This is a genomic window from Synechococcus sp. A15-24 (assembly GCF_014280195.1).
In the GTDB taxonomy this organism is placed as follows: Bacteria; Cyanobacteriota; Cyanobacteriia; order PCC-6307; family Cyanobiaceae; genus Parasynechococcus.
The window spans coordinates 457568-484043 of the sequence record NZ_CP047960.1 but is presented as its reverse complement, the minus strand read 5'-3'; the positions used below and the strand labels follow the sequence as shown (position 1 = coordinate 484043).

Below are 26476 nucleotides of genomic sequence, written 5' to 3'. Positions count from 1 at the left end.
AGTCCGCATTAAATTATCAATAGCATTTTGTATTGTTGTGGAGCCACACTTTTGAGCTCCAACGTGAATAACAAGTATTGACATTCAATTACACTAAATTCAGTATTATAGATGATCCTCCCCTCCCTAGGCACATCTTCTTAGGAATTAGACATCTTGACATATGTACTCCAGAAGGCAAGGCCGCTCAATATTCTTATCTTAGATAGTCTACAATAACCTTAAACTGATACCTCCTTAGAAACCAAGGGCTTCATATATGAAAAACTTACTTACACTTGTCGCAGTTTTTAAAAATGAGGCTCGCGCACTTCCTGAATGGATTGAACATTATTTAACTCAAGGGTGCGACAAGCTAATTCTTGTTGACAATAATAGTGATGATAACTGGAGAAGTGAATGTACTAGATATTTCTCGGAGTCTCGGGTTGACTTTCTGGAAGACCACAGAAAGTGGGCACAAGTGTCAATCTACAATAAAATATTTGAATCTTACAGAAATAGTAGCGAATGTTTTATGATTTGCGATTTAGATGAATTCATTTATCCGCGGAATGATTTTAGAAGCATCCGTGAATTTATTTTAACACTTGACGATCACCCGGAATGGGGCTGTATTAAAATTCCCTGGAAATTATTTGGCTCTTCAAACCATGTAAAGCACCCAAAAGGTGGCATTATTCAAAATTTTACATGGAGAAAGCTATACAATAATAATTCCCGCGTAAATGTTAAATACATTTGTCGGACAGTCGGAACGGAATCACTAGGTTGCCATGTTCCAAAACTAAAAACAGGGTACAAATATTTAGACTCAAAGAAAGCAATCAGTGATGAATCGCCCTTTCTAACAATCAATGAAGCAACACTTCAGACCGAAAATTTACATATTAATCATTACGCAATTCAATCAGAGGAGTTTTTTCGAGAGGTGAAAATGACAAGAGGATGTGCCTTAAATAAGAATGCCGAGAATGTAAGAACGATGAATTATTTTAAAGCTTATGATAAAAATGACATAGAAGACAAAGAACTTGCCTTATTGGTAAAACCATAATACGACGTAAATCAAAGATAAAGCAAATTAAGTCAATTGTAGTAACGGGTCTCAAAGTCATTCATACAATTTAATTTTTTTCATCAATTAGCACCGGAAAATTAGCCCTTTTTTATCAGGCACTTTCCGCCTTTGTGAGTGAAATCTACAACATCATTTGAATTATCAATGTGTTGATGCACAGCCCTATGAACATCCGGCCAACCACTCACATTACCGTTGCTTTCCACACAATAATCATCGCAAATCATTATCCCTTTGGAGGGTAACAATCTCCACCACAAGGAAATATCCGAAAACACTGACTCATAGCGATGGCCTGCATCAATATGGACGATGTCTGGTTTTAGTGAAAAATGCTTAAGCACGTAAAAGGCATTAATACTATCAAGCGGCAATGGAATAATGTAATCAGTAAGAGATTTGGCCTGAACATTCGTCATGAAGGTTTTTTGCAAGTTAGGCAGACCTTCTCGAATTTTTAAAGAATCAAACCATTTGTCACTAGTCCAATGATCCTCAGCACCAAGCCAAGTATCAATAGCAATAATTGCGGAGGAAAGGTTTAAGTTTTTGAGATTCTCTGCCATATATGTTGAGGATCCACCTTTCCAAACACCAATTTCAACAATTAATTCAGGCTTAACCGATTGGATTACCTCTCGAAGATAGGGATGATTACTGCCCCATCCTTGAAAATCGATATCAGACTCATTCCCTGAAAAAAATGAAAAAGGGTCAATGCCTCGGTAGAGCTTCTTAACGATATCTTGCTTCACTCGAGTTGACATTTTGCTTTGAATTGATAATTCATCGAAACCATACCACAAAACAGCTTTGAAAATTGAAACTTATTTTCGAACTTGGTCCATTATCTATTCCCTAGATTCATTTGAATGCTTACTGAAAAACCCCCGCCGAAGCGGGGGTCGATGCTCTCCAGGTTGATCAACCAGGATCAGTAGTCGAAGTCGCCACCGCCCATGCCGCCTCCGGCAGGAGCTGCGTCCTTCTTCTCGGGCAGATCAGCCACGATGCACTCGGTGGTCAGCACCATGCCAGCGATCGAGGCGGCATTCTGCAGACCGGAGCGGGTGACCTTGGCGGGATCGACGATGCCGGCAGCCAGCATGTCGACGTACTCCCCGGTGGCAGCGTTGTAGCCCTCGCTGATGGCGCGGGACTTGACGTTCTCAGCCACAACAGCGCCGTTGGCACCTGCGTTTTCAGCGATGCGCATCAGCGGTGCTGTCAGGGCAGCAGCCACGATGTTGGCGCCGATCAGCTCTTCACCGGAAAGGTTGCCGTTGGCCCACTCCTCAAGGGAAGGAGCCATGTGGGCCAGGGTGGTGCCGCCGCCAGGGACGATGCCCTCTTCCACCGCAGCCTTGGTGGCGTTGATGGCGTCCTCGAGACGAAGCTTCTTGTCCTTCATCTCGGTTTCGGTGGCTGCACCCACCTTCACCACAGCAACGCCACCGGCCAGCTTGGCCAGACGTTCCTGCAGCTTCTCCTTGTCATAGGTGGAGTCGGTCTCGTCCATCTGCTTCTTGATCTGCTCACAGCGGGCGCCGACAGCCGCCTCATTGCCTTCGGCAACGATGGTGGTGGTGTCCTTGTTGATGGTGACGCGACGGGCGGTGCCCAGCATCTCCAGCTTGGCGTTCTCCAGCTTGAGGCCAGCGTCCTCGGTGATCAGCTGACCGTTGGTCAGCACAGCCATGTCTTCGAGCATGGCCTTGCGGCGGTCACCAAAGCCAGGAGCCTTGACGGCGGCCACGTTCAGCACACCGCGCAGGCGGTTCACCACCAGGGTGGCGAGGGCTTCCTTCTCGATGTCCTCAGCGATGATCATCAGAGGCTTGCCGGTGCGGGCGATCTGCTCGAGCACGGGCACCAGGTCCTGCACCAGACCGATCTTCTTGTCGGTCAGCAGGATGTAGGGCTCGTCGAGCACCGCTTCCATCCGCTCGGTGTCGGTAGCGAAGTAGGGGGAGATGTAGCCCTTGTCGAAGCGCATGCCCTCGGTGACCTCCAGTTCGGTCTCCATGGACTTGCCCTCTTCCAGGGAAATCACGCCTTCCTTGCCAACTTTGTCCATGGCATCGGCGATCATCTTGCCGACTTCTTCGTCATTGCCGGCGGAGATAGTGCCCACCTGGGCGATGGCGTTGCTGTCAGCGATGGGCTTGGCCTGCTCCTTGATCTTGCTGACCAGGAAGTCGGAGGCCTTGTCGATGCCTTTCTTCAGGGTGATGGCATTGGCACCGGCGGCCACGTTGCGCAGACCGGCCTTCACCATGGCGTGGGCCAGGACGGTGGCGGTGGTGGTGCCGTCACCAGCGGCGTCGTTGGTCTTGGAGGCGGCCTGACGGATCAGAGCAACGCCGGTGTTCTCGATGTGATCCTCGAGCTCAATCTCCTTGGCGATGGTGACACCGTCATTGATGATCTGAGGAGCACCGAACTTTTTCTCGAGCACCACGTTGCGGCCCTTGGGTCCCAGGGTCACAGCCACGGACTCGGCCAGGATGTCGATGCCTTTTTCGAGAGCGCGGCGGGCGTTCTCGTTGTAAATGATGCGCTTAGCCATGGAAGGCGTGTCCTAAGTAAAAGTGGTGTTTAAAACGCTGAGGTCTGGGTCCCGTCTCAGTTGACGATGGCCAGGATGTCCTTTTCGGTGAGCAGGACGAACTCGTCACCGCCCAGCTTGATGTCGGTGCCGGCGTACTTGCTGTACAGAACCTTGTCGCCAACGCCGACTTCAGGAGCCTGACGGCTGCCGTCGTCATTGCGCTTACCGGGGCCCACCTGGACCACTTCACCCACTTGGGGCTTTTCCTTGGCGGTGTCGGGCAGAAGGATGCCACCGGCGGTTTTCTCCTCGGATTCGGAGACCTTGATGAACACGCGGTCGCCCAGGGGCTTGACGGTGGAGACGCTGAGAGAAACAGCTGCCATGAGAAATGCAGGAGCAGGGACAGGGCGCCGAAGCGCCGGTTCGACTCGAGCTGGCACTCGGGGCCGACGAGTGCCAACATATGCAGGCGACCACCCCTCTCACCAGCTACTGGCTGTGCGGTTGACCGAACCGGGGGAGTGCAGGCTCAGCAGTGGTAAGGTTGCGCCGCTCTGAATGGGCCCGAGCGCGCTGCGCCTGTTCCCGCATCCCTCCTTCTTATGGTCGCTTCTGCTCCTGCATCCGCTGGCACCAAGGGCGTGATCCGCCAGGTGATCGGCCCGGTTCTGGACGTGGAATTTCCCGCCGGGAAACTGCCCAAGATCTACAACGCCCTCCGCGTCGAGACGAAGAACACCGCTGGCCAGGACGTCGCTCTGACGGCCGAGGTGCAGCAGCTGCTGGGCGACCACCGCGTCCGCGCTGTCGCCATGAGCGGCACCGATGGCCTGGTGCGCGGCATGGAAATCGCTGACACCGGTGCTCCGATCTCCGTCCCCGTTGGTGAAGCCACTCTCGGCCGCATCTTCAACGTGCTCGGAGAGCCCGTTGACGAGCAAGGTCCCGTCGATGCGTCCGCCACGGCACCCATCCACCGCGACGCTCCCAACCTCACCGAACTCGAGACCAAACCCAAGGTGTTCGAGACCGGCATCAAGGTGATCGACCTCCTCGCTCCCTACCGTCAGGGCGGCAAAGTCGGCCTGTTCGGCGGCGCCGGCGTCGGCAAGACCGTTCTGATCCAGGAGCTGATCAACAACATCGCTAAGGAGCACGGCGGCGTCTCCGTGTTCGGTGGTGTTGGTGAGCGCACCCGCGAAGGCAACGATCTCTACGAGGAATTCAAGGAGTCCGGCGTGATCAACGCCGACGATCTGTCCAAGTCGAAGGTGGCCCTTTGCTACGGCCAGATGAACGAGCCCCCCGGCGCCCGCATGCGCGTGGGTCTCTCCGCTCTGACCATGGCTGAGCACTTCCGTGATGTGAATAAGCAGGACGTTTTGCTGTTCGTCGACAACATCTTCCGCTTCGTTCAGGCCGGTTCTGAGGTGTCTGCTCTGCTGGGCCGTATGCCTTCGGCTGTGGGCTATCAGCCCACCCTCGGCACCGACGTGGGTGCTCTGCAGGAGCGTGTTGCTTCCACCGTGGAAGGTTCGATCACCTCGATCCAGGCCGTCTACGTGCCTGCGGACGACCTGACCGACCCCGCACCCGCCACCACCTTTGCTCACCTGGACGCCACCACGGTGCTGAACCGTGCCCTGGCCTCCAAGGGCATTTACCCGGCTGTGGATCCCCTGGACTCCACCAGCACCATGTTGCAGCCAGCCGTTGTGGGGGATGAGCACTACCGCACCGCTCGCGCTGTGCAGTCCACCCTGCAGCGCTACAAGGAACTGCAGGACATCATCGCGATTCTGGGTCTAGACGAACTGTCCGAGGACGACCGTCAGACCGTGGACCGTGCCCGCAAGGTGGAGAAGTTCCTCTCCCAACCGTTCTTCGTGGCTGAGATCTTCACCGGCATGCCTGGTAAGTACGTGAAGCTGGAAGAAACCATCGCTGGTTTCAACCAGATCCTCGCCGGTGAGCTGGACCACCTGCCCGAGGCTGCCTTCTATCTGGTGGGCAGCATCGAGGAAGCCAAGGCCAAGGCCGAGAAGATCGCTGCTGAAACCAAGTGATCCTGATGGGGGTGTGAGTTACATCCCCAGTCACTTGTTGTCTGTCGTCCCTTTCTCCCTCCGAACCAAGGTTCATGTCCCTCACCCTCCGCGTGCTGGCACCTGACCAGAACGTCTTTGATGGCAGCGCCGATGAGGTGATCCTGCCCAGCACCACCGGTCAGCTCGGCATCCTGCCTGGCCACATCTCTTTGCTCACCGCCATCGATGTCGGTGTGCTTCGCGTTCGCGCCAATGGCGGTTGGAACTCCATCGCCTTGATGGGCGGATTTGCTGAAGTGGATGCCGATGAAGTCACCGTCCTGGTGAATCAGGCTGAACTGGGCAGCACCATCGACGGCAACTCCGCCGAGGCCGACTTCCAGAAAGCCACCACCGTGGTGGATGGCATGGAAGGCCAGCCCGCTTCCCCTGAAAAGGTCAAAGCTCAGCAACAGCTGAATATGGCCCGTGCACGCATGCAGGCCAGCAAGTCTGCAGATTGAGCGCACCCGCTCAACAACGTTGATCCATCAGCCGGGAACATTCCCGGCTTTTTAATGGCATAAAAAAAGCCCCGCCTTGCGGCGGGGGATCATCGAAAAATAAAAACGTTGGAATCAGGCGGTACCGCAGAAGGTGACATCGGGGAATTTGGCCTTGGCTTCATCGAGACTCTTGCCTTTGCCCTCTTCCTGCCAGTAGTTAATCACCTCAGTGGCCTGGTTGAGCACGTCAACCCGCTCATTATCGGTGATCCAGCTCTTGCCCTCCAGTTCAGTCTTGAGGGTTTCCCAGGCATCTTCCCTGGGCCAGAAGAAGTAGGAGGTGAGCGGACTGGGGCCGCCACCCACGATCTGATCCACCGCCAACGCGACGTTGTCGGGTAGCCAGAGAATCTTCAGCAGGAAGCGACCCTCATCGGCCTTGGGGGTGTAACAGGAGGGAACACCATCTGCGTCGATGGTGGCGGAAGCCAGAGCAGCTGCAGCACCGCGCAACACAGGACGGCCTTCGCTCTCGCCTGCTGGTTTCTCGGTGGATTCAGTGGATTCGGCGGGTTCAGCTGCCGCTGCCTGGGTGGCGCCTTCAACCGCGTCGGCGGCCGGAGTCGCGACCTCCTGGTCGGTGGTGGCAGCGCCTTCGGTGACCGTCATGGTGTCAGCGCTCAAGACAGAATTTCAAACGACTAACCTACCAGCCGCTCTAAAACAATCTTCTGAGCTCACCAGCGATTCTGCTGTTCGACATCGACGGTGTGATCCGTGATGTTGCCGGAAGCTACCGACGCGCCCTCCAGCTCACGGTGGAGCACTACAGCGGCTGGCAGCCGACGGCGGCGGACATTGATGCCCTCAAAGCAGAGGGCTGCTGGAACAACGACTGGGACGCCAGCCTCGAACTGCTGAGTCGCCATGGGACCGACATTCTGAGCAAAAGCGAGCTGATCGAGGTGTTCAGCGGCTTCTATTTCGGCGGTGATCCCGAGGGCGATCCCGCTGAATGGAAGGGCTTCATCGGCGACGAACCGCTGCTGGTGACTCGAGCCTTTTTCGACGATCTCAACCGGCACCAGATCCGCTGGGGCTTCGTGAGCGGGGCCGAACCCCCCTCCGCCCGCTATGTGCTGCAGCAGCGGCTTGGACTGAAGGATCCCCCCCTGATCGCCATGGGAGATGCACCTGATAAACCAGATCCCACCGGCTTGATTCGCCTGGCCGAGGAGCTGGCCGCCGGCGAGGTTCCCCGCTGGATCGCTTACATCGGCGACACGGTGGCTGACGTGCACACGGTGCTCAATGCCCGCAAGCGGCGACCCGAGCTTCCCTGGCGCAGCCTTGCTGTGGCACCTCCACACGTTACCGACGTTGCGACGTATCACCGGCAGCTGCAGGACGCCGGCGCCGACCGCATCGTGGGCACAACCCGGGAGCTGCTCCCCATGCTTCTGGACGAACAGACCCCATGACCGACTCGGCCGCTCAACGCAACGGGGGATGGATTCCACTCCTGTTTCCGATCCTGGTGGGCCTGGCGGCCCTGGCCTCAATTGAATTCAGCGGCGTTATGGGTTGGCTGCTGGTGCAACCCACCGCGATCGTGCTAAGCGGCCTGATTCTGCTCAGCGGCGTGGTGCTGTTGCTCTCTCGCAGCGTGGCCGATCAGGCAGACCGGGTGGCCGAGCTGATCGGACAGCCCTACGGGACCCTGGTGCTGACGGCGGCGGTGATGACAATCGAACTGGCGCTGATCGCCAGCACGATGCTGACCGGCGAGCGCAACCCGACCCTCGCTCGGGATTCAATGTTCTCGGTGGTGATGATCGCCCTTACTGGGGTGACCGGTCTCTGCAATCTGCTGGCCGCCGTGCGCCGCGGGGCCCTCTGCGATGACGGCAAGGTGGATACCAGCCAGATGGTGGGGCCCAACTTGCTGGGTGCCCTCACCTACTTCGATCTGATCAGCACCATGTGCGTGCTGGCCCTGGTGATTCCCAACTTCAGCCGCAGCACCACGGAGGCGAACTTCAGCACCCCGGTGAATGTGGTGTTGTCGGTGGTGGCCCTTGGGGTCTACGCCGTCTTCATCAGCGCCCAAATGGGCCGTTACAGCAACCTTTACACCGAACGGAAGAGCCTGATCATCCGAGACGAAGTCGCCCTCGAGGCCGAGGCTCAAGCTCTGCCGTTGTGGAAGGCCGCAACGCTGTTGGTGGCTGGTCTGTTGGTGGTGTGCCTGATCGCCGAGTCGATGGGGCAGCTCATTGAAACCGGTATCACCGACCTGGGGTTGCCCAGCTCCCTGGCCGGCGTGCTGGTGGCGATGTTGATCCTGGCGCCGGAAGCACTCAACGCCGTGCAGGCCGCCTCACAGGGGGAGGTGCAACGCTCGATCAACACCCTGTATGGCTCGGTGGTGGCCACCGTGAGCCTCACCGTGCCGGCGGTACTGGTGCTTGGGGTGATCACCAACACCGATGTGATCCTGGGGCTGGAGCCCTTCGAGATGGTTTTGCTGGCGCTCACCTTGATCCTCAGCTATCCCCACCCCCGCCTCACCGGCATCGAAGGCCTGATGAAACTGGTGATCTTTCTGTTCTGGATCCTGCTGCAGGTGGCTTAGGAGCGTTCCATCGCCGCCAAGCTTTTCTGCGCCGCAGCAGTGAGCACCTCATGGCCGCTGTCACTCACCGCCACGTCATCCTCGATGCGAATGCCGATCCCCTTCCAGCGGTCATCGATCTGCGGCTGGCCCTCAGGAACGGCCAGGCGGTCACTGATGTAAAGCCCAGGTTCTACGGTGAGAACCATGCCTGGCTCCAGGCTGGCGGGCTGCTCACCCAGGCGATAGGCCCCTACATCGTGCACATCGAGCCCTAACCAATGGCCGGTGCGATGCATGTACAGGTGGCGGTAATCACCCCGTTCGATGATGCCGTCGGGTTCGCCGACCAAGAGACCGAGATCCACAAGGCCCTCCACCAGCACCCGCAGCGCGGTGGCATGAACCGCTTCCGCCGTTCCGCCCGGCGCCACGACCGCAATAGCCGCCTCCTGCGCCGCCAGCACCAGGCTGTAGAGATCGCGTTGCTCGGCGCTGAAGCGACCGTTGATGGGGAAGGTGCGGGTGATGTCGCCGTTGTAGTAATCGGCGATCGAGCAGCCGGCATCAATCAGCAGCAAGTCACCATCCTGCAGCTCAGCGGTGTTGGCGGTGTAGTGCAGCACGCAGGCGTTGTCGCCACCGGCCACGATCGAGCCATAGGCCGGTCCGCGGGCTCCGGCGGCCCGGAAATGGGCCTCGATCGCTGCCTGCACTTCCGATTCATTAATGCCCGGGCGGGTCATGCCCCGCGCCAGCTCATGGGCCTCCGCAGAAATCCGGCAGGCCTCCCGCATCCGCTCCAGTTCATGGGGCTCCTTGCGCAAACGCAGCCGGTGCAGGATCGGCGTCGGCGCCACCAGGCCCAGGGCCGCTGCACCGGAGCGGGCATAAGTGTCAAGCTGCCGCCCCCAGGCCGACAGCACCAGCGGTTCCACCGCAGGATGACGGCCGATGCGGAAGGCGATCGCCTCGGCCCCATCGAGGAACTCCGGCAAGCGGGCATTGAGCTGATCAAGGGGAAGGGCGATGTCTGCGCCGTAGCGCTCCACGGCCCCTTCGGTGCCCCAGCGGAAGCCGGTCCACACCTCCGCCGCCGGGTCCTTGGGCTGCACAAACAATACAAACCGTTCCCCCTCGGGCCGATGGGGCAGCAACAGGGCCACCGCATCCGGTTCATCGAAACCGGTGAGATAAAAGAAGTCGCTGTCCTGGCGAAAGGGCCACTCGCAATCGGCGTGATGGGTTGCCAGCGGAGCTGCAGGGATCACCGCAGCAGCCGCGCCGAGCTGATCGAGGAAACGCTGCCGCCGGCTGGTGTGGATGCTGGAGTCGAAGTCGTGCACGCCAGGGTTGGCCTCAGTTGATCAGGATGGCAGCTCAACCGCGCAGGCTGTTTGTAGACAACGCTTGTTTGAAGTCGGCGTATGCCTGTGCCAGACCCTCTGAGAGGGAGATGGCGGCGGTCCAGCCCATTGAACGCAAACGACTGACGTCGAGTTGCTTCTTCGGGGTTCCATCCGGCTTGCTTGTATCCCACTCCACGGTCCCGTTAAATCCAACGGTCGCTGCAATTCTGTTTGCTAGCTGATGGATGCTGAGATCAACGCCTGTTCCGACATTCAGGAACGCCAATGGCTGTCCTGCATCATCGCAAGGTGCGTTCTCAGCGAGGGCACTCCAGTTCTCCAGGGAGAACACACATGCCTCACCCAGATCATCAGCATGGAGAAATTCCCGCAAGGGTGAGCCGGTACCCCAACAAGTCACCGTCTGATCTCCCCGTTGCTTCGCCTCGTGAAAGCGGCGCAACAATGCCGGCAACACATGACTGGCGCTGGGGTTGTAATTATCCCCAGTTCCATAAAGATTGGTCGGCATCAGACTAATGGCATCAAATCCGTATTGACGACGCAGGGATTCGCACAACTTGATACCACTGATTTTGGCGATGGCATACCACTCATTGGTCGGCTCCAAGGGACCAGTCAGCAAAGCTTCCTCTCGAATTGGCTGTTCCGCGAATTTGGGATAGATGCAGCTACTACCCAGAAAAAGCAACCTGCGGACACCAACGCTCCAAGCTGATTCAATCACATGAGTCTGGATCTTGATGTTATCCAGAAGAAAATCAGCAGGCTGCTGATTATTAGCCAGAATTCCTCCAACTTTAGCAGCAGCCAATATCACCACATTGGGCTTGTAAAGATCAATCCAATGCGCGACTTTATTGTGATCGAGGCAATCGAGTTCAACTCTTGAAGGCATTAACAACTTTTCATAGCCATGATTTTGCAGAGCACGGCAAATCGCACTCCCCGCCATGCCTCCACTGCCGAACACCGCGATACGGTCATCAATAGAAATCAAGGTCATTCGTATGCCCCTACCACATCAAATCCTTTGCGTCTCAGATAAGCTTCTTTTCTGGCTTCATCATAGTCATTGAGAACCATCTCAGCCACCAATTGCTCCAGAGAAGTTGTAGGAATCCAGCCTAGTTTATCTTTGGCTCTCGTAGGATCACCCAAGAGAGTCTCTACTTCTGCGGGACGAAAATAACGCGGATCAATACGCACAACAATTTCGTTGTTATCAGGACGACGTCCGACCTCCTGCAGACCATTCCCTTCCCATTGGATACCACCCCAACCAATTTGATTCGCAGCAAGCTCGATAAAACGACGGACAGTTTCCTGACGCCCTGTGGCGATCACAAAGTCTTCTGGAGCATCCTGCTGAAGCATTCTCCATTGCATCTCGACATAGTCACGGGCATGCCCCCAGTCACGCTTGGAGTCAAGGTTGCCCATGTAGATGCATTGCTCGAGACCTGCATTAATACGACTGAGTCCGCGGGTAATCTTGCGGGTAACAAATGTTTCACCACGGCGCGGGCTTTCGTGGTTAAACAAGATACCGTTACAGGCATACATTCCGTAAGACTCGCGATAATTAATAGTAATCCAGTAGGCATACATCTTTGCAACTCCATATGGACTACGAGGGTAAAAAGGGGTCGATTCCTTCTGCGGAGTCTCCTGAACCAATCCGTAGAGCTCACTGGTGCTTGCCTGATAAATCTTAGTCTTATCAATTAAGCCAAGCATCCTGACAGCTTCCAGAATTCTCAGCGTGCCTAGTGCATCACAATTGGCAGTGTATTCAGGCGATTCAAAACTGACAGCCACATGGCTTTGGGCGCCCAGATTATAGATCTCATCAGGCTGAACCTGCTCAATTATACGAATCAAATTAGTGCTATCTGTAAGATCACCGTAATGAAGAACCAGCCGTGGAGATAATTCATGAGGATCTTGATAAAGATGGTCAATTCTCGTAGTATTAAAACTACTTGCGCGACGCTTTATTCCGTGCACCTCATATCCCTTATCCAGGAGCAGCTCTGCCAAATAACTACCATCTTGTCCGGTCACGCCTGTGATTAAAGCCTTTTTCAAAGTTGACTCGCTCAAAGCCTCGATAAGATAATCGGACCACAGCATGCTCATGTCGACAGAAACAGACTTGTTGCTTCTGTTGCTACTCGTGCTGATGGTGTTGCTGGGGTCGGCCCTGTGCTCCGGAGTGGAAGCAGCCCTACTCACGGTGAACCCGATCCGGGTGCATGAACTAGCGGCCCGCAGCCGCCCGGTCGCCGGCTCCCGCCGGCTGGCGAAGCTGCGCCAGCGGCTGGGCCGCACCCTGTCGGTGCTGGTGATCGCCAACAACGGTTTCAACATCTTCGGCAGCCTGATGTTGGGGGGATACGCCGCCTGGGTGTTCGAGCAGCGGGGCATCGGTGGCGCTGCCCTGCCGCTGTTTTCCATCGGGCTAACCGTGCTAGTGATGCTGCTGGGGGAAATCCTGCCCAAGGCCCTCGGCAGCCGCCTGGCTCTGCCCGTCTCCCTGGCCGCCGCACCGCTGCTGCACTGGCTCGGCCTGCTGCTGAGTCCGCTGGTGCTGCTGCTGGAACGGCTGCTGCCGGCGATCACCGCTGAATCCGAAATCACCACCAACGAAGAGGAGATCCGCCTGCTGGCACGGCTGGGGTCCCAGAAAGGAGAAATCGAAGCCGACGAGGCCGCGATGATCGGCAAGGTGTTCCAACTGAACGACCTCACCGCCCGGGACCTGATGACACCGCGGGTGTCGGCCCCAACCCTGGATGGCAGCCTCAGCCTCGAGGCCCAGCGAGCTCTGCTGCTTGGCAACAACGCTCCCTGGTGGGTGGTCTTGGGAGACCAGGTGGACAAGGTGCTGGGGGTGGCCAACCGCGAACGGTTGCTGACGGCATTGCTGGAAAACCGCGGCCTGCTCACCCCAGTAGATCTCTGTGAGGCAGTGGACTACGTGCCGGAAATGATCCGTGCCGATCGCCTGCTCACGGGCTTCCGGCGCGACAGCAGCGGTGTGCGGGTGGTCGTGGACGAATTCGGCGGCTTCGTGGGGGTGATCGGAGCGGAAGCCGTGCTGGCCGTGCTGGCGGGCTGGTGGCGCAAGCCGGCAGCATGACAGCCATGGTGTCCATGCCTCCTGCCACCACCGAACGCTGCAGGCAGCTGCTGCAGCGCTGGCGGCAAGACCTGCAGCTGACCCGGCGCGAACAGGGCTTGCTGCGGGGGGAGTTAACCCTGCTGGACCGTCAGCTGCAGCGGCTGGAGCACAAGGTGCTGCGCCTGGCCGTTTTCGGCCGGGTGGGGGTTGGCAAGTCGAGCCTGATCAATGCATTGGTGGGTCAGCGGCTGCTGGAGACCGATGTGGCCCACGGCAGCACCCGCCGCCAGCAGGCCGTGACCTGGCCATTAAAGCTGGATGGACTCCAAAGGGTGGAGTTGATCGACACCCCCGGCATCGATGAAATTGACGCCGCCGGTCGCACCCGCCTGGCAACCCGGGTGGCCATGGGGGTTGATCTGGTGCTGCTGGTGATCGACAGCGACCTGACCCGCTGCGACCGCGATGCCCTGGAGACCTTGCAGGCCAGCGGCAAGCCCGTACGGCTGGTGCTCAACCGCAGCGATCGCTGGCCTGAAGAACAGCTGCCGGAGCTGCTCGCCAGCATCCGCTCTCGCCTGCCCAGTGATCTCCCCCTCACCGCCGTGGCGGCCGCCCCCCGTCAGCCGATGCTCGATGCCGATGGTCGGGTGCGCAGCAGCGCTGCCCCCGCCCGGGTCAGCCCCCTCAAAGACCAACTGGTCGACCAGCTTCAGCGGGAAGGGGAGCTGCTGCTGGCGTTGCAGAGCCTGCGTCAGGCCGATCGCTTCCAGCAGCAACGCCAGCACTTGCGGTTGCGGCAACACCGCCGCAGCGCCCAGGGTCTGATCGGGCGCTATGCCGCCACCAAGGCCACCGCGGTGGCGGTGAACCCCCTGATGGCCCTCGATCTGGCCGGAGGTCTGGCCTGCGACACCGGCCTCGTGCTGCAGCTCTGTCAGCTCTATGGCCTGCCGCTCACACCGTCGGCGACACGGCAGTTGCTCCAACAACTCTCTGGCCAGAACGCCCTGCTCGGAGGTGTGCAGCTGGGGTTGGGGCTGCTGAAGCAACTGTTGCTGCTGCTGGTGCCGGTGAGTGGCGGCGCCAGCCTGGCGCCGGCTGCTCCGGTGGCCCTGGCCCAGGCTGCCCTGGCTGTCCACGCCAGCCGCCGCACCGGTGCGCTGGTGGCCCGTCAGCTGCTGCAGGTGCGGGGGGGCCAACCCGGCGCCCTGCTGCAGCGGCTGGAACAGCGGGATCCGGTGGTGCGCCATTGGATGCAGCGCTGTCAGCGGCGTCCTCAAGCCGACTGGCAACCGCTGCTGCCCTGAGCGAGATGCAGCAAATCGCCTTGCTGGGCACCAGTGCCGACCCCCCCACCTGCGGCCATCAGGCCCTGCTGAAAGGCCTGCTCAGCCTCTACCCCCAGGTGGCCACATGGGCCAGCGACAACCCCCAGAAACGGCACGGTGCCCCCCTGGCCCTGCGCGCCCAACTGCTGCAGGCCCTGGTGGAGGAGATCAACGATCCGCGGCTGCAGCAGGACCAGACCCTCAGCCATCCCTTCACGATCCGCACGATCGAGCAGGCAACGACCCGCTGGCCCGAGGAGGAACTGGTGTTTGTGGTGGGCAGTGACCTGGCGGCGTTGATCCCGGGCTGGAAGTCCTCGGCTCACTGGTTGAACCGCTGCCGGCTGGCGATCGCCCCGCGCCAGGGCTGGCCCCTGCGTGACCAGGCCCTGGAAGATCTGAAACGACTAGGAGCCCGCATTGACCTGCTCGAGCTACAGGTCCCCGCCAGCGCCAGCTCGGCACTGCGTCAGTCTCCCGAGCAACGCCAGATCCCCGCAGCGGTGTGGACCCTGTTGTTGGAGCACAATCTGTACGGACTCTCCCCCAGCCTTCGCTGATGCGCCTGGCCCTGGCCCAGCTGAATCCTGTGGTGGGCGACCTGCGGGGCAACGCCAAACGAATCCTGGCGGCCGCCCGGTCCGCCAGCGCAGAAGGGGCAACGCTGCTGCTGACGCCGGAGCTCTCCCTATGGGGCTATCCCCCCCGGGACCTGCTGCTGCAACCGGCGCGGCTGGCCCTGCAGAGCGCGGTGCTCGATGGGTTGGTCAAGCAGCTCGATGGACTGTGCTCCCTGCTAGTGGGGGTGGCCCTCCCCTGCGACGACAATCGCGCCCCGGGCCTATACAACGGCATCGCCCTAGTGGACCAGGGGGGTTGGCGGGGGGTTGCCTGCAAACAGCTGCTGCCCAGTTACGACGTCTTTGATGAGCGGCGCTATTTCCGCCCCGGCGACGGTCCCTGCCTGCTGACCATGGCGGGAGGTGAGCGGCTGGGGCTCACCATCTGCGAAGACCTCTGGGTAGAGGATGCGCTGCAACGTGAGCGGCTGGCGGGACCGGACCCGATCGCCGCCCTGGTGGAGGCAAAACCCGATCTGCTGATCAACCTGGCGGCGTCCCCCTTTGACCCCAGCAAACCGGCCCTGCGGCGCCAACTGACCGGCCAGGCGGCCCGACGTCTGAACTGCCCGGTTGTGTACCTCAACCAGGTGGGTGGCAACGACGAACTGGTGTTCGACGGCAGCAGCCTGGTGGTCGCCCCGGATGGCAGCACGCTGCTGGAGCTGCCGGCCTGCCGGGAGGCCGTTCAGGTGTGGGACAGCGGCTGTCCGCAACAAGCGATGGCTCCTCCATCGCAAACGCCCAGCCGCGAGGAGCTGTTGCTGCGGGCGCTGGTGCTGGGAGTACGCGACTACGCCGGCAAATGCGGCTTTCAGCGGGCACTCCTGGGGCTCAGCGGCGGCATCGACTCGGCGCTGGTGGCGGTGATCGCCGCGGCCGCCCTAGGCCCCGAGAACGTCTCCACCATGCTGATGCCCTCCCCTTGGAGCTCATCAGGATCGATCGACGATGCCACCGCCCTGGCGACTCGCCTGAACCTCCAGACCCACACGGTGCCGATTCAGGAGCTGATGCAGGGGTTCGATGCCTCGCTCACGCCGGCCCTGGGCCAGCCGCCGCAGGGGGTCACCGCTGAGAACCTGCAGTCGCGCATCCGCGGCACGTTGCTGATGGCCGTGGCCAATCAGCAGGGCCAGCTGTTGCTGACCACCGGCAACAAATCCGAGCTGGCGGTGGGTTATTGCACCCTCTACGGCGACATGAACGGCGGTCTGGCGGTGATCGGCGACCTCTACAAAACCAGCGTCTTCGCCCTCTGCAACTGGATCGACAGCCCAGAAGCCAGGGACTGCCGGGAGGATCTGGGGCTGCCGCAGCAGGGGGACTTGGTGGGGGAAGCGATCCGCTGCAAACCCCCCAGCGCTGAACTGCGGCCAGACCAGAAGGACAGTGACTCCCTGCCGGACTACAGCGAGCTGGATCCCCTGCTGAAAGGATTGATCCAGGAGCGGACCACGCCACAGGCGCTGGTGGCCGCCGGCCATGACATCGCCCTGGTGGAGCGGGTGCAGCGGCTGCTGCAGCGGGCGGAATTCAAACGGCGACAGGCCGCACCCCTGCTGAAGGTGAGCCCACAGGCCTTCGGCAGCGGCTGGCGTTTGCCGATCGCCGCTGGCGGACTCTGTTCTGCCGGGCCAGATTGAAGGGACCTCCTTCAGCCCCCATGGCAGCCTCCGTCCTGACGGCCCCGATGGCCAGCATCGGCGTGCCCAGGGAAATCAAGGCCGATGAGCAACGGGTGGCCCTCACCCCCGATGCAGTACGGGAACTGATCAGCCAGGGGCTGGAGGTACGGATCGAGGCCGGTGCCGGATCAGGAGCGGGCATTGGCGATGAGGCCTTCGCTGCAGCCGGAGCTCAGCTGGTGAGCCGTGAGGATGCCTGGGGCGCCCATCTGGTGGTGAAGGTGAAGGAGCCGCAAAGCGAGGAGTTCGGCTTCCTGCGGGACGACATGGTGCTGTTCACCTACCTGCACCTGGCCGCTTATCCCCAGGTGGGAGAGGCCTTGCTGGAGGCCGGCACCGCTGCCATCGCCTACGAAACCGTGCAGCTGGAGAACGGCAGCCTGCCGCTGCTGGCACCGATGAGCGAAATCGCCGGGCGGCTGGCGGCCCAGGTGGGGGCCCATTTGCTGGAGAAACCCCACGGTGGTCGCGGGGTGCTGATGGGGGGCTGCACCGGCGTGCAGCCGGCCCGGGTGGTGGTGCTGGGGGCCGGCACGGTGGGCTGGAACGCCGCTAGAACCGCGGCGGCCATGGATGCGGAAGTGCTGCTGCTGGACCGTTCACCCCAGCGGCTGCGCAGCCTGGAGGCGGATCGTCGCGGTCGGCTGATGAGCGTGGTGAGCAGCCGTGGTCTGCTTGAACGCCTGGTGCCCACGGCGGATCTGGTGATCGGCGCCGTGCTGACCCCGGGCGGCCGAGCCCCGACCCTGGTGGATGAGGCGATGGTGCAGCAGATGCGTCCGGGCTCGGTGATCGTCGATGTGGCGATCGACCAGGGGGGCTGCATCGCCACTAGCCGCGAAACCACCCACACCGACCCCACGGTGACCATCCACGGGGTGCAGCACTACGCCGTGGGCAACATGCCCGGGGCGGTGCCGTTCACCTCCACGGAAGCGCTGGTCAGCGTCACCTTGCCTTACATCCTTGGCATCGCTGGCCGAGGTCTGGAGGAAGCTGTCACCGAACGGCCGGAACTGCTCTCCGGTCTCAACACAGTGCAGGGATCGGTGTGTCACCCGGGGGTTGCCAAGGCCCTTGGGGTGCCGCCTCGGCACCCAATGGCCTGCCTACGCTGAAACGGCACGATATCGATAATAAATTGAGACGATTAATAGACGATTTCGTGCCTACTAGGAATCCAGTTCGAAAGCCCGGACGTAGAACCACTCTCCGGCGAGCGTGCCATTACGGCGCTGGAACAGCGACGTCTCCACCAGCACCCCCTCGCGGTGACGGGCCTCAAAGCGAACGGTTCCCTCAAGATCAGCCGCGCCACCACCATCAACCGCCAAGATCGACAGCCCCAGCCAGCGGGTCTGACGGCAAGCTTGACGCAGGGCCCAGCGCGATTCCGTCGGCTCATGTGTGTGCAACAGGTAGTCCACCTCGCCTTTCGCGAAGGCCGAATAGCGGGAGCGCATCAACTGTTCGGCGGTTTCCGCCCGCCGCTCCCGCCGGTGCAACGGTCCGCAACAACAGCTGTACTCACCGCCGCCACAGGGGCAGGGCCCTGAATCCTGAGCAAAGCCACCGGGCATCAGCTCAACCGCTCCAGGGCAGGCAGAGGCCGCTGCAAGGAGCTGGCTGATAGTCCCTCCCGCAGCGCCAGCAGCAAACCGGCGGCTTCCGCGTAACTACGCGCTCGCTGCACGCCATGGTCAAGCCTGAGGGCCTCGGCCGACACCGCCAGAACGGAGGGGTTGGCCACCGTGATCAACGGCACTCCGCGCTCGAGGCAGGCCAGCACCGCTTCGCCGCCAAGGGCCCCCTCCGGCGCCACCACCGCCCCCAGCTGAGCGGCCTGCAACTCCCCTTCACCCGCCGCCACCAGATCCGGAGCCCGGCTGAGGCCCACCAGCACGCAGGCCAGAAATGTGTAGCCCAACTCCTCGCCGGCCGCCCGCGGATCCAACTGCGGATCCAAGGGAAGCGGGGCTAAGGCCGGGGCATGGGCACAGGGGATCTGAAGGTGCCGCACCAGCAGATGGCTGATCACCGCTTCAGCGCCCGCCAGGGCATCAACGCCGCTGCCGGCGCGGTACGCCGCCAGCTCCTCACTGGCTGGATCCTCCGGGAAACGGGCCACCACGGCAATGGCCGTAGCACCGGCCTGCTTGAGCCGCTCACCAGCCCTGAGCAAGGCATCGGGGCGACCCAGCCGTCCCCAGCTGGAGCCGCTGCTGCCCTGTTCGAGCTGAACCTCCAGGGGCTGGTCCGTGGTCACAACAGGTCCGATCTCCAGGCCGAGGGTGGCGCGACAGCCATCCGCCACCTGCAGGTGCCGCTGGGCCAACTCCGCCTCAATGCCGGCATCCAGCAGCAGCCCGATCCGCTGGCGGCGCACCGGTTGCAGATCCCAGTCACCAACGGCGAAGCGATCGAGGCCGTAGCCCTCCACGTAATGGATGCGCGGGTCACGCCAGTACAACGCCGCACCGTTCATCACATTGGGATGGGTGATCAGGCATCCACTGGCGGCGGCCAACAGGCGAGCACTGGGCAGTGCATCACCGGCAAAGCCCCCGATCTGGCAACCGATTCCAGTCGGCACCAGCATCAGCACAGGCAGCGGGGCGGCATTCATCCTTCAACGACCGCTTCCACCTGCAAGCGCCGGTCACCGCTCGGATCCACAGAGACGGCCGTGATCGCCCAGCGCAACAGGGGCGCCTCCTGGTCCAGCTGCTGGACCAGCCACCGGCGCAACTGCTGGGGGGGAACGGTCTGCGGCCAGGGCAACTGCCGTTCCAGGCGCCGCAGCTTCACTTCTGATATTGGCCGAACTGGGCTTCGTAGAGGGCATCCTCCTGGCCGGCCTTCAGGGTGAGATCAGCCCGGGGGAAGGCCACACACAACAAGGCGTAACCCTGTTGCTGCAATTCTCCCTTCACGCCCATGGCATCGGGTTGCTCCACCTGTCCGTCACTGATCACCGCAGCGCAGGTGGTGCAGACGCCGGAACAACAGGAGCTGGGCAGGGTGACGCCGGCAGCCTCAGCAGCGTTAAGCACCGTCTGATCGGCACGGCAGCTGAAGCTACGGGTGGTGCCCTCGAACTCGGCGCGGACGGTGTATGAAGCCACGTCGGACATTCCGGGACTCAGCTCGGTTGGGCTGGCATTCTCTCAGTTGACCTCCAACGGTTGAGGGGTCCAGAGCGAGGGGTGAGGCGCCAGGTATTCCGGCGGATCGCCATCAACCGGAGCGGTCAGGACAAAGTCAAAGCTGATGGAGCAGCGCAGCAACTCCGGATCTCCATTGGCCAGCACACTGTGGTCGAGGCGGGAGGGGAACAGCACCAGCAGTCCTGGCTGCGGCGCCAGATCCCAATGGGGCTGATTGAGGGGATGGCCAGCCGCGATCGGACCGCCGTGGCCGGCCGCCGATCCAGGCACCAGCTCATTCGGTTGGGATGGGGCATGGATGCGCAGCACCCCGTCCTCTCCGCTGCCGGAGCCACTCAGGTAAAGCACCGCACTGAGATGGGCATTGGGGTGGTGGTGACGGCCCACCACCTGATCCCAGTCGCTGAGCACCGGCCAGCAGCGCTGCACGTGCAAAGCCAGCTTGGCCTGATCGAAGCCAACGGCCGACAAGTAGGCCCAGGCCTGCTCCACCACCCGATCGGTTAGGCCGCTGAAGTCGGGATGCCGATGCAACTGCCAGACACCATTGAGGTCGCCGGTCCAGGCGCAGCCAGGACTGGGGTTTCCCTCATCAGCCCCCCTCAGCATCAACAGGGTCTGCAGTTGCGCCGCCAGTTCCAGCGGATCCAGCATCAGCTGAGCCGTGGCCACGGCGGTGGGGAACAGCGCATGAATCTGGAGAGCCATCACTCCATTAAAAAAGCCGGCCCCTGGGGACCGGCTCGATCAGGTTTGACCTGACGATCAACCCACAGCAGCAGCGCCACCGGCCACTTCCAGGATTTCCTGGGTAATGGCGGCCTGGCGGGCCTTGTTGTAGTCAAGGGTCAAAGTCTTGGCCAGCTCCTTGGCGTTGTCGCTGGCGTTGTTCATGGCGGTCATCCGGCTGGCCAGTTCAGAGGCCGCGGATTCCTGCAACGAACGCAGCATCTGGTTCTGCAGATAGAGGGGCAGGAGGGCGTTGAGCAGCTGCTCAGGGGTTTGCTCGAACACAATGTCCGAAGGAATTTTCGGTTCGGTGTTGGCAGGGCCAGCACCGGGTTCCACCGTCAGACGGCCGTCCTTGGTGGTGAGACGGAAGATCTCATCCTCTGGATCAGCAATGTCCTGGGGATCCAGGGGCAGCAGGGTCTGCACCACCGGCTTGCAGCTCACCAGGTTGATGAACTTGGTGAAGATCAGCTCAACGCGGTCGGTACCCGCACCGATGAATTCAGACAGCACATCGGTGGAGATGGTGTTGGCCTCATCCGCCGTGGGCACCTGCTCCAAACCGGAGAAGGTGGCCTGCACCGGGTAATCACGCTTGGTGAAATAACCGATGGCCTTGTTCCCGATCAGCACCAGCTTCACCTTGAAGCCACTGCCTTTCAGCTCAGCGAAGCGCTGTTCGGTGCGCTTGATGATGTTGGCATTGTAGCCGCCGCAAAGACCACGGTCACCGGTGACGGACACCAGGGTGATGGTCTCCACGTCGCGTAGCTCCATCAGAGGAGACGACGCATCCTCGAAGCGCATGCGGGACTGGAGGTTTTCCAGGATCCGCGCCAGCCGGTCCGCGAAAGGACGGCTGCGGAGCACCTGCTCCTGAGCGCGACGCACCTTGGCCGCAGCCACGAGGCGCATGGCCTCGGTGATCTTGCGGGTGTTTTTGACCGATTTAATCCGGTCGCGGATTTCCTTGAGATTCGCCATGTCGGCTCCTCCCTCAGGCCGCCGAAGCGACGAGGGTGGACACGACTTCGCTGATGGCGTCCTTGAGGATCGCCTCAGCTTCAGGGCTCATCACCTTCTTCTCCTGGATTTCGGTGATGAACTCAGGCTTGTTGGACTTGAGGTACTCACGCAGTTCGCGGGAGAAGTCGACCACCTTGTCAACGGGGACTGCATCGATGAGGCCCTTCACGCCGGCATAAACGATGGCGACCTGCTCAGCCAGGATCAGCGGGCTGAACTGAGGCTGCTTCAGCAGTTCCCGCAAGCGCTTGCCGCGCTCCAGCTGCTGCTGGGTGGAAGCGTCGAGGTCAGAGGCGAACTGGGAGAAGGCGGCCAGCTCAGCGAACTGAGCAAGTTCCAGCTTCAGGGTGCCGGCAATCTTCTTGATCGCCTTGGTCTGGGCGGCACCACCCACCCGGCTCACGGAGATACCCACGTTGATGGCGGGACGCAGGCCGGAGTTGAACAGGTCGGAGCTGAGGAAGATCTGACCGTCCGTGATCGAGATCACGTTGGTGGGGATGTAGGCCGACACGTCACCGGCCTGGGTTTCGATGATCGGCAGGGCCGTCATGGAACCTTTGCCCATGGCATCGGACAGCTTGGCGGCACGCTCCAGCAGACGGCTGTGGCAGTAGAAGACGTCGCCGGGGTAGGCCTCACGACCGGGCGGACGACGGAGCAGCAGCGACATCTGGCGGTAAGCGGCGGCCTGCTTGGACAGGTCGTCGTAGATCACCAGGGTGGCCTTGCCCTTGTACATGAAGTACTCGGCGATGGAGGCGCCGGTGTAAGGAGCCAGATACTGCAGAGCTGCGGGCTCAGAAGCGTTGGCGGCCACGATCACGGAGTAATCGAGGGCACCGCGCTCACGCAGCACCTCCACAACGTTCGCCACAGAAGCAGCCTTCTGACCGACGGCCACGTAGACGCAGATCATGTCCTGATCCTTCTGGTTCAGGATCGTGTCGATCGCGATGGCGGTCTTACCGGTCTGGCGGTCACCGATGATCAGCTCGCGCTGGCCACGGCCGACGGGGATCATCGCGTCGATGGCGGTGATGCCGGTCTGCATCGGCTCGTGCACCGACTTGCGCTGGATGATGCCAGGCGCCATGGATTCGATCAGGCGCGTCTCGCTGGTGGCGATTTCACCCTTGCCGTCGATGGCGCGGCCCAGGGAGTTGACGACGCGACCGAGCATGGCCTCGCCAACGGGCACGGAGGCGATCTTGCCGGTGGCCTTCACCGTGCTGCCTTCCTGAATGCCCAGGCCCTCGCCCATCAGCACCGCACCGACGTTGTCGTCTTCCAGGTTCAAAGCGATGCCTTCGGTGCCGTCCTCGAACTCGAGGAGCTCACCGGCCATGGCCTGCTGCAGGCCGTAGACGCGGGCGATGCCGTCGCCCACTGTCAGGACGGAGCCGACGTTGCTGACGGAAACCGACTTGTCGTAGTCCTCAATCTGTTGTTTGAGGATGGCGCTGATCTCGTCGGGACGGATGGAAACCATGGCGTGTGATCCCAGCGGGGAGTTGGGGAGGAAGGGGCGGTGAAGGAAGGAGTGGGGTCAGCTCGCTTTGGCGAGCGCCAGACCGAGGCGACGAACTTGGCCAGCCAGGCTGGCGTCGATCACCTGGGATCCGAGACTCACGACGAAGCCGCCGATGAGTGAGGGATCAACTCTGAGGTCGATGTCGACCTTGTTGGTGCCGGCCATCGCCTGCACCTTTTTGGAGAGGGCCGCCTGCTGATCCTCGGTGAGGGTCTGCGCTGAGCGGACTTCAGCCAGGGTGATGCCCTGCTGATCGCGGTAGAGCTCGAGATAGCGCAGCATCACGGCGTCGAAGGCCAGCAGCCGCTGGCGATCAGCAAGAACCTTGAGCAGGTTCAGCATGGACGGCGTGACCTGCTCGCCGACGAGCGCCTGCAGTGCCTTTTTCTTGGCATCAGGCTCAAGCACCGGCGACACCATGGTGTCGCGAAAATCAGCGGAGCTGTCCCAGATTTCAAGTAGTTGCTTGCACTGGTCAGCCACCGTCTGCGATTCGCCGCGGGCCTCGGTGACCTGAAGCAGAGCTTCGGCGTAAGGAGTGGCGAGGGAATTCAGGAGAGGCATCAGGCGTTCTCCAAATTGGTGATGGTGGAGTCGATCAACCGGGCCTGGGCCTGATCGTCGAGTCGGGATGGCAGGTCGCTCAGCACCTTGTCGATGGCCGCCAGAGCAGCCTCACGACGCAAGGTGTCCTTAATGCGGGCTGCCTCAGCGTCAGCATCAGCATCAGCGCCGGCCTTGATGGCGGCCATCACAGAGATGGTGCGCTGTTCGCCCTCTGCACGGATGCTCGCAGCGCGAGATTGGCCATCAAGACGAATCTTGTCGGCCTTCTGTTCAGCAGCTGCCAACTCAGCCTGAGCTTTAGTGAGTTCTTCGGTCGCCGTCTTCAACCGAGATTCAGCATCCTTCAGGTCTTGAAGGATGGCTGCACGACGGCGCTCAAGGATTCCTCCAAGAAACCCACGCAGAAACCAAATCAAAACGCCAATGACAATGGCCAGGTTGACCAGGTTGGTCTCAAGAGGATTGAAATTCAGTGTCATCAGGCTGCCAGCAGACGGTCGATGATGGTGTTGCTGAGTTGATCCACCTGGCCTTGAAGCTGAGAGCGGGCCGAGTCCCGTTCCGTTTCAATGGCGCGACGGCTTGCCTCTTTCGTTCGGTTGGCTTCGGCTTCCGCCTGGGCCAAAGCCTCGCGATAAAGACGATCAACTTCTTGTTCGGCCTCGACAATCACGGACTGAGCCGCCTGTCGTGCCCCTTTCAGCTGTTCAGCCAGATCGGCCTCAAGCTGCTCCACCTGGGCAAGCTTCTGCTTGGCATCGGCGCGGCTGGTGGAGATGTAGCCCTCACGGTCTTCCACGACCTTGCCGACCGGACGGAAGAAGAGGACATTGAGCAGGAAGGTGAGGAGAACCACCTGAACCGCCATCAGCGGAAGGGTGGCATCGAGGTCGAAGAGACCTCCCTCCGGAACACCTGCTTCAGCGAGCAGAAGCCAGGTCATGGAAGGGTGCGCTGGAAAGGGATCGAGACAAGGGGTTCAGAGGGGGAGCCAAAGCTCCCCCGCGCTGATCAGCCGGCGAAGGGGTTGGCGAACAGAAGCACCAGAGCCACCACCAGGCCGTAGATGGTCAGCGATTCCATGAACGCCAGGGACAGCAGCAGGGTGCCGCGGATCTTGCCTTCGGCTTCGGGCTGACGGGCGATGCCCTCAACAGCGCCGCCGGACGCGGTGCCCTGACCGATACCAGGACCGATGGCGGCCAGACCGACTGCCAGGCCAGCAGCCACAACGGAAGCGGCGGAGGTGATGGAATCCATGTTGGGTGGGGTAAGGGGAAGCGCGGGGATGCGCTGAACAGAATGGACTTGGGGATCGGTTCCCCCCGCGCAGGGACACTCCTGAAAGGAGCGGGCCCGGGTGCTATCCGGACCTGCGCGGACGTGTTTAGCAGATCGACCTCAAAAGGCGAAAGCCAATGAAGGCACTTAGTGGGCCTCGTGCAGACCTTCACCGATGTAGAAGGCGGTGAGGGTCGCGAAGATCAAGGCCTGAATGGCACTTGTGAACAAGCCAAGCAACATCACCGGCAGAGGCACGAGCAGGGGCACGAGATACACCAGAACGCCCACAGCCAGCTCATCCGCAAGGATGTTTCCGAACAGACGGAAGGAGAGCGACAGGGGCTTGGTGAATTCCTCGATGATCTTGAACGGGAGCATGATCGGGGTCGGCTCCACGTACAGCTCGAAGAAGCGCAGACCCTTGCGGCTAAGACCGGCATAGAAATACGCCAGGGACACCAGCAAGGCCATGGCCACCGTGGTGTTGATGTCTGCGGTGGGAGCGCCCAGCTCACCCTCGGGAAGTTCGACGATCTTCCAGGGGATCAGCGCGCCACCCCAGTTGCTCACGAAGATAAACAGGAACAGGGTGCCGATGAACGGCAACCAGTCGCGGTAATACTTCTCGCCGATGTTGTCGCGGGCGATGTCGCGAATGAAGTTCCAGAGGAACTCCAGCAGGTTCTGCAGACCCAGGGGGTCGCGCTGCATGTTGCGGGTGCCAGCCAGAACAAGAACCAGCAGGATGCCGATCAGGATCCAGGAGCTCAGGAACACCTGGCCATGCAGGTACAGATCGCCGATCTGCCAGTACAGGTGGTGGCCCACTTCCAGTTCAGCGAACGGGAGTGGAAAGGGCAGCAAAGCCATGGGTGCAGAGAGGAGTGCTCAGCTTCAGCGGTCGTCGAAAACGTGCTGAAGAATCAGGGCGGGCTTGTAAAGAAGGAATCCCAGGAAGGCCGGCAGCAGATCGAGCTGGGGCAGCTTGGCCGAACTAACCACAAGCAAGGTCGGAACGATGAGCTGAAAACGCCCCAGTCCACGGGACTGGTCACTGAGCCGGGCCACGCTGCGGGCAAGCAGACGCACGTACAGAAGTCCGGCGCAAGAACCCACGAGCACACTGCCGGCCACCGAAAGGTTCATGGTGAGGGCCACGATCGGAACCGTGACCAAAGACACCAGAACGGTGGCCAGCAGCAGACGACGCTGAAGACGGTAGAAATCCTCCAAGCGCTGCCTGAAATG

30 protein-coding genes are annotated in these 26476 nt (G+C 60.8%); 10 read left to right on the top strand and 20 right to left on the bottom strand.

Translation table 11 applies throughout. The annotated features are described in order from the left end of the window. Positions 1–259 precede the first annotated feature (259 nt). Positions 260–1057 carry a glycosyltransferase family 2 protein gene (locus SynA1524_RS02485; RefSeq protein ID WP_186498805.1) on the top strand — a complete coding sequence of 266 codons (798 nt, stop codon included), beginning with the start codon at positions 260–262 and terminating at the stop codon, positions 1055–1057. A gap of 101 nt (positions 1058–1158) precedes the next feature. Here SynA1524_RS02485 and SynA1524_RS02480 read toward each other — a convergent pair whose 3' ends face one another. From SynA1524_RS02480 to groES, 3 genes are all read right to left on the bottom strand, one after another. Further along, the gene (locus SynA1524_RS02480; protein ID WP_222930502.1) at positions 1159–1887 is read right to left on the bottom strand and encodes a class I SAM-dependent methyltransferase; all 729 of its coding nucleotides are present in this window, start codon (positions 1885–1887) and stop codon (positions 1159–1161) included. Between the two features lie 128 nt (positions 1888–2015). Beyond that, a complete protein-coding gene (gene groL, locus SynA1524_RS02475; protein WP_186498803.1) occupies positions 2016–3650 on the bottom strand; it encodes a chaperonin GroEL in 1635 nt (544 codons plus the stop codon). Between the two features lie 56 nt (positions 3651–3706). Then, positions 3707–4018, bottom strand: coding sequence for a co-chaperone GroES (gene groES, locus SynA1524_RS02470; RefSeq protein ID WP_011127384.1), 312 nt, complete (start codon positions 4016–4018; stop codon positions 3707–3709). Between the two features lie 219 nt (positions 4019–4237). Here groES and atpD point away from each other — a divergent pair, with 219 nt between their 5' ends. After that, on the top strand, positions 4238–5701 hold the full coding sequence (gene atpD, locus SynA1524_RS02465) for a F0F1 ATP synthase subunit beta (RefSeq protein ID WP_186498802.1): 1464 nt from the start codon (positions 4238–4240) through the stop codon (positions 5699–5701). 74 nt (positions 5702–5775) lie between these two features. Next, positions 5776–6186, top strand: coding sequence for an ATP synthase F1 subunit epsilon (gene atpC / locus SynA1524_RS02460; protein WP_186498801.1), 411 nt, complete (start codon positions 5776–5778; stop codon positions 6184–6186). A 114-nt stretch (positions 6187–6300) separates the two neighbouring features. Here atpC and SynA1524_RS02455 read toward each other — a convergent pair whose 3' ends face one another. Further along, positions 6301–6837: a 30S ribosomal protein PSRP-3 gene (locus SynA1524_RS02455; protein ID WP_186498800.1), complete on the bottom strand. Its 537-nt coding sequence runs from the start codon at positions 6835–6837 to the stop codon at positions 6301–6303. A 101-nt stretch (positions 6838–6938) separates the two neighbouring features. Between SynA1524_RS02455 and SynA1524_RS02450 the strand changes: the two genes are divergently transcribed. After that, a complete protein-coding gene (locus SynA1524_RS02450) occupies positions 6939–7649 on the top strand; it encodes a TIGR01548 family HAD-type hydrolase (RefSeq protein WP_286188637.1) in 711 nt (236 codons plus the stop codon). Next, complete coding sequence (locus tag SynA1524_RS02445) at positions 7646–8803, top strand: calcium:cation antiporter (protein ID WP_186498799.1); 1158 nt, start codon at positions 7646–7648, stop codon at positions 8801–8803. The genes SynA1524_RS02450 and SynA1524_RS02445 overlap by 4 nt, the downstream gene beginning before the upstream one ends. Here SynA1524_RS02445 and SynA1524_RS02440 read toward each other — a convergent pair. The 3 genes from SynA1524_RS02440 to gmd are packed head-to-tail and all read right to left on the bottom strand — an operon-like array spanning position 8800 to position 12294. After that, complete coding sequence (locus tag SynA1524_RS02440; protein ID WP_186498798.1) at positions 8800–10128, bottom strand: aminopeptidase P N-terminal domain-containing protein; 1329 nt, start codon at positions 10126–10128, stop codon at positions 8800–8802. The two genes, SynA1524_RS02445 and SynA1524_RS02440, sit on opposite strands and share 4 nt — an antisense overlap. A gap of 34 nt (positions 10129–10162) precedes the next feature. After that, positions 10163–11158: a GDP-L-fucose synthase family protein gene (locus SynA1524_RS02435; RefSeq protein WP_186498797.1), complete on the bottom strand. Its 996-nt coding sequence runs from the start codon at positions 11156–11158 to the stop codon at positions 10163–10165. After that, the gene (gmd, locus tag SynA1524_RS02430) at positions 11155–12294 is read right to left on the bottom strand and encodes a GDP-mannose 4,6-dehydratase (protein WP_286188636.1); all 1140 of its coding nucleotides are present in this window, start codon (positions 12292–12294) and stop codon (positions 11155–11157) included. Before gmd ends, SynA1524_RS02435 begins: the two co-directional genes overlap by 4 nt. On the opposite strand from gmd, the gene SynA1524_RS02425 reads away from it, so the two are divergent. Genes SynA1524_RS02425 through ald form a run of 5 tightly spaced genes read left to right on the top strand, consistent with a single transcriptional unit; the run spans position 12293 to position 18036 of the window. Continuing rightward, positions 12293–13297 carry a CNNM domain-containing protein gene (locus SynA1524_RS02425; RefSeq protein ID WP_186498796.1) on the top strand — a complete coding sequence of 335 codons (1005 nt, stop codon included), beginning with the start codon at positions 12293–12295 and terminating at the stop codon, positions 13295–13297. The two genes, gmd and SynA1524_RS02425, sit on opposite strands and share 2 nt — an antisense overlap. Further along, positions 13294–14589 carry a GTP-binding protein gene (locus SynA1524_RS02420; RefSeq protein WP_186499457.1) on the top strand — a complete coding sequence of 432 codons (1296 nt, stop codon included), beginning with the start codon at positions 13294–13296 and terminating at the stop codon, positions 14587–14589. The genes SynA1524_RS02425 and SynA1524_RS02420 overlap by 4 nt, the downstream gene beginning before the upstream one ends. A 5-nt stretch (positions 14590–14594) precedes the next feature. Next, a complete protein-coding gene (locus SynA1524_RS02415) occupies positions 14595–15170 on the top strand; it encodes a nicotinate-nucleotide adenylyltransferase (protein ID WP_186498795.1) in 576 nt (191 codons plus the stop codon). After that, positions 15170–16876 (top strand): NAD+ synthase, encoded by a 1707-nt coding sequence (locus tag SynA1524_RS02410; RefSeq protein ID WP_186498794.1) that lies wholly within the window; start codon positions 15170–15172, stop codon positions 16874–16876. Before SynA1524_RS02415 ends, SynA1524_RS02410 begins: the two co-directional genes overlap by 1 nt. Before the next feature lie 20 nt (positions 16877–16896). Continuing rightward, entirely contained in the window at positions 16897–18036 is a 1140-nt protein-coding gene (gene ald / locus SynA1524_RS02405; protein ID WP_186498793.1) for an alanine dehydrogenase, read from the top strand. A gap of 54 nt (positions 18037–18090) precedes the next feature. Here ald and SynA1524_RS02400 read toward each other — a convergent pair whose 3' ends face one another. From SynA1524_RS02400 to SynA1524_RS02340, 13 genes are all read right to left on the bottom strand, one after another. After that, positions 18091–18498, bottom strand: a complete 408-nt coding sequence (locus tag SynA1524_RS02400; protein ID WP_186498792.1) for a YchJ family protein — start codon at positions 18496–18498, stop codon at positions 18091–18093. Next, on the bottom strand, positions 18498–19544 hold the full coding sequence (locus SynA1524_RS02395) for a DUF3326 domain-containing protein (RefSeq protein ID WP_186498791.1): 1047 nt from the start codon (positions 19542–19544) through the stop codon (positions 18498–18500). The genes SynA1524_RS02400 and SynA1524_RS02395 overlap by 1 nt, the downstream gene beginning before the upstream one ends. Continuing rightward, on the bottom strand, positions 19541–19726 hold the full coding sequence (locus tag SynA1524_RS02390) for a DUF8621 family protein (RefSeq protein ID WP_186498790.1): 186 nt from the start codon (positions 19724–19726) through the stop codon (positions 19541–19543). Before SynA1524_RS02390 ends, SynA1524_RS02395 begins: the two co-directional genes overlap by 4 nt. Next, positions 19723–20052, bottom strand: coding sequence for a 2Fe-2S iron-sulfur cluster-binding protein (locus SynA1524_RS02385; RefSeq protein WP_286188635.1), 330 nt, complete (start codon positions 20050–20052; stop codon positions 19723–19725). Before SynA1524_RS02385 ends, SynA1524_RS02390 begins: the two co-directional genes overlap by 4 nt. Before the next feature lie 33 nt (positions 20053–20085). Continuing rightward, positions 20086–20793, bottom strand: coding sequence for a putative 2OG-Fe(II) oxygenase (locus SynA1524_RS02380; protein WP_186498789.1), 708 nt, complete (start codon positions 20791–20793; stop codon positions 20086–20088). 57 nt (positions 20794–20850) lie between these two features. After that, the gene (locus SynA1524_RS02375; protein ID WP_186498788.1) at positions 20851–21801 is read right to left on the bottom strand and encodes a F0F1 ATP synthase subunit gamma; all 951 of its coding nucleotides are present in this window, start codon (positions 21799–21801) and stop codon (positions 20851–20853) included. A 13-nt stretch (positions 21802–21814) separates the two neighbouring features. Then, the gene (atpA, locus tag SynA1524_RS02370; RefSeq protein ID WP_186482725.1) at positions 21815–23335 is read right to left on the bottom strand and encodes a F0F1 ATP synthase subunit alpha; all 1521 of its coding nucleotides are present in this window, start codon (positions 23333–23335) and stop codon (positions 21815–21817) included. Positions 23336–23392: 57 nt separating this feature from the next. After that, positions 23393–23941 carry an ATP synthase F1 subunit delta gene (gene atpH, locus SynA1524_RS02365; RefSeq protein ID WP_186498787.1) on the bottom strand — a complete coding sequence of 183 codons (549 nt, stop codon included), beginning with the start codon at positions 23939–23941 and terminating at the stop codon, positions 23393–23395. Further along, on the bottom strand, positions 23941–24423 hold the full coding sequence (locus SynA1524_RS02360; protein ID WP_186498786.1) for a F0F1 ATP synthase subunit B: 483 nt from the start codon (positions 24421–24423) through the stop codon (positions 23941–23943). Before SynA1524_RS02360 ends, atpH begins: the two co-directional genes overlap by 1 nt. Continuing rightward, entirely contained in the window at positions 24423–24887 is a 465-nt protein-coding gene (locus tag SynA1524_RS02355; RefSeq protein WP_186498785.1) for a F0F1 ATP synthase subunit B', read from the bottom strand. Before SynA1524_RS02355 ends, SynA1524_RS02360 begins: the two co-directional genes overlap by 1 nt. Positions 24888–24955: 68 nt before the next feature. Beyond that, positions 24956–25204 (bottom strand): ATP synthase F0 subunit C, encoded by a 249-nt coding sequence (atpE, locus tag SynA1524_RS02350; RefSeq protein WP_006851467.1) that lies wholly within the window; start codon positions 25202–25204, stop codon positions 24956–24958. A 168-nt stretch (positions 25205–25372) separates the two neighbouring features. Next, entirely contained in the window at positions 25373–26098 is a 726-nt protein-coding gene (atpB, locus tag SynA1524_RS02345; protein ID WP_186498784.1) for a F0F1 ATP synthase subunit A, read from the bottom strand. Positions 26099–26122: 24 nt separating this feature from the next. Continuing rightward, the gene (locus tag SynA1524_RS02340) at positions 26123–26461 is read right to left on the bottom strand and encodes a hypothetical protein (RefSeq protein ID WP_186498783.1); all 339 of its coding nucleotides are present in this window, start codon (positions 26459–26461) and stop codon (positions 26123–26125) included. Positions 26462–26476 lie beyond the last annotated feature (15 nt).

Coding starts and splice junctions, on each gene's coding strand:
- groL (WP_186498803.1), bottom strand. CDS start 3,650: ATGGCTAAGCGCATCATTTACAACGAGAACGCCCGCCGCGCTCTCGAA.
- SynA1524_RS02415 (WP_186498795.1), top strand. CDS start 14,595: ATGCAGCAAATCGCCTTGCTGGGCACCAGTGCCGACCCCCCCACCTGC.
- atpB (WP_186498784.1), bottom strand. CDS start 26,098: ATGGCTTTGCTGCCCTTTCCACTCCCGTTCGCTGAACTGGAAGTGGGC.
- SynA1524_RS02445 (WP_186498799.1), top strand. CDS start 7,646: ATGACCGACTCGGCCGCTCAACGCAACGGGGGATGGATTCCACTCCTG.
- SynA1524_RS02420 (WP_186499457.1), top strand. CDS start 13,294: ATGACAGCCATGGTGTCCATGCCTCCTGCCACCACCGAACGCTGCAGG.
- atpE (WP_006851467.1), bottom strand. CDS start 25,204: ATGGATTCCATCACCTCCGCCGCTTCCGTTGTGGCTGCTGGCCTGGCA.
- SynA1524_RS02385 (WP_286188635.1), bottom strand. CDS start 20,052: ATGTCCGACGTGGCTTCATACACCGTCCGCGCCGAGTTCGAGGGCACC.
- SynA1524_RS02375 (WP_186498788.1), bottom strand. CDS start 21,801: ATGGCGAATCTCAAGGAAATCCGCGACCGGATTAAATCGGTCAAAAAC.
- SynA1524_RS02380 (WP_186498789.1), bottom strand. CDS start 20,793: ATGGCTCTCCAGATTCATGCGCTGTTCCCCACCGCCGTGGCCACGGCT.
- SynA1524_RS02435 (WP_186498797.1), bottom strand. CDS start 11,158: ATGACCTTGATTTCTATTGATGACCGTATCGCGGTGTTCGGCAGTGGA.
- SynA1524_RS02395 (WP_186498791.1), bottom strand. CDS start 19,544: ATGAATGCCGCCCCGCTGCCTGTGCTGATGCTGGTGCCGACTGGAATC.
- SynA1524_RS02485 (WP_186498805.1), top strand. CDS start 260: ATGAAAAACTTACTTACACTTGTCGCAGTTTTTAAAAATGAGGCTCGC.
- atpD (WP_186498802.1), top strand. CDS start 4,238: ATGGTCGCTTCTGCTCCTGCATCCGCTGGCACCAAGGGCGTGATCCGC.
- atpC (WP_186498801.1), top strand. CDS start 5,776: ATGTCCCTCACCCTCCGCGTGCTGGCACCTGACCAGAACGTCTTTGAT.
- atpA (WP_186482725.1), bottom strand. CDS start 23,335: ATGGTTTCCATCCGTCCCGACGAGATCAGCGCCATCCTCAAACAACAG.
- gmd (WP_286188636.1), bottom strand. CDS start 12,294: ATGAGCATGCTGTGGTCCGATTATCTTATCGAGGCTTTGAGCGAGTCA.
- SynA1524_RS02410 (WP_186498794.1), top strand. CDS start 15,170: ATGCGCCTGGCCCTGGCCCAGCTGAATCCTGTGGTGGGCGACCTGCGG.
- SynA1524_RS02400 (WP_186498792.1), bottom strand. CDS start 18,498: ATGCCCGGTGGCTTTGCTCAGGATTCAGGGCCCTGCCCCTGTGGCGGC.
- atpH (WP_186498787.1), bottom strand. CDS start 23,941: ATGCCTCTCCTGAATTCCCTCGCCACTCCTTACGCCGAAGCTCTGCTT.
- ald (WP_186498793.1), top strand. CDS start 16,897: ATGGCAGCCTCCGTCCTGACGGCCCCGATGGCCAGCATCGGCGTGCCC.
- SynA1524_RS02355 (WP_186498785.1), bottom strand. CDS start 24,887: ATGACCTGGCTTCTGCTCGCTGAAGCAGGTGTTCCGGAGGGAGGTCTC.
- groES (WP_011127384.1), bottom strand. CDS start 4,018: ATGGCAGCTGTTTCTCTCAGCGTCTCCACCGTCAAGCCCCTGGGCGAC.
- SynA1524_RS02425 (WP_186498796.1), top strand. CDS start 12,293: ATGTCGACAGAAACAGACTTGTTGCTTCTGTTGCTACTCGTGCTGATG.
- SynA1524_RS02455 (WP_186498800.1), bottom strand. CDS start 6,837: ATGACGGTCACCGAAGGCGCTGCCACCACCGACCAGGAGGTCGCGACT.
- SynA1524_RS02360 (WP_186498786.1), bottom strand. CDS start 24,423: ATGACACTGAATTTCAATCCTCTTGAGACCAACCTGGTCAACCTGGCC.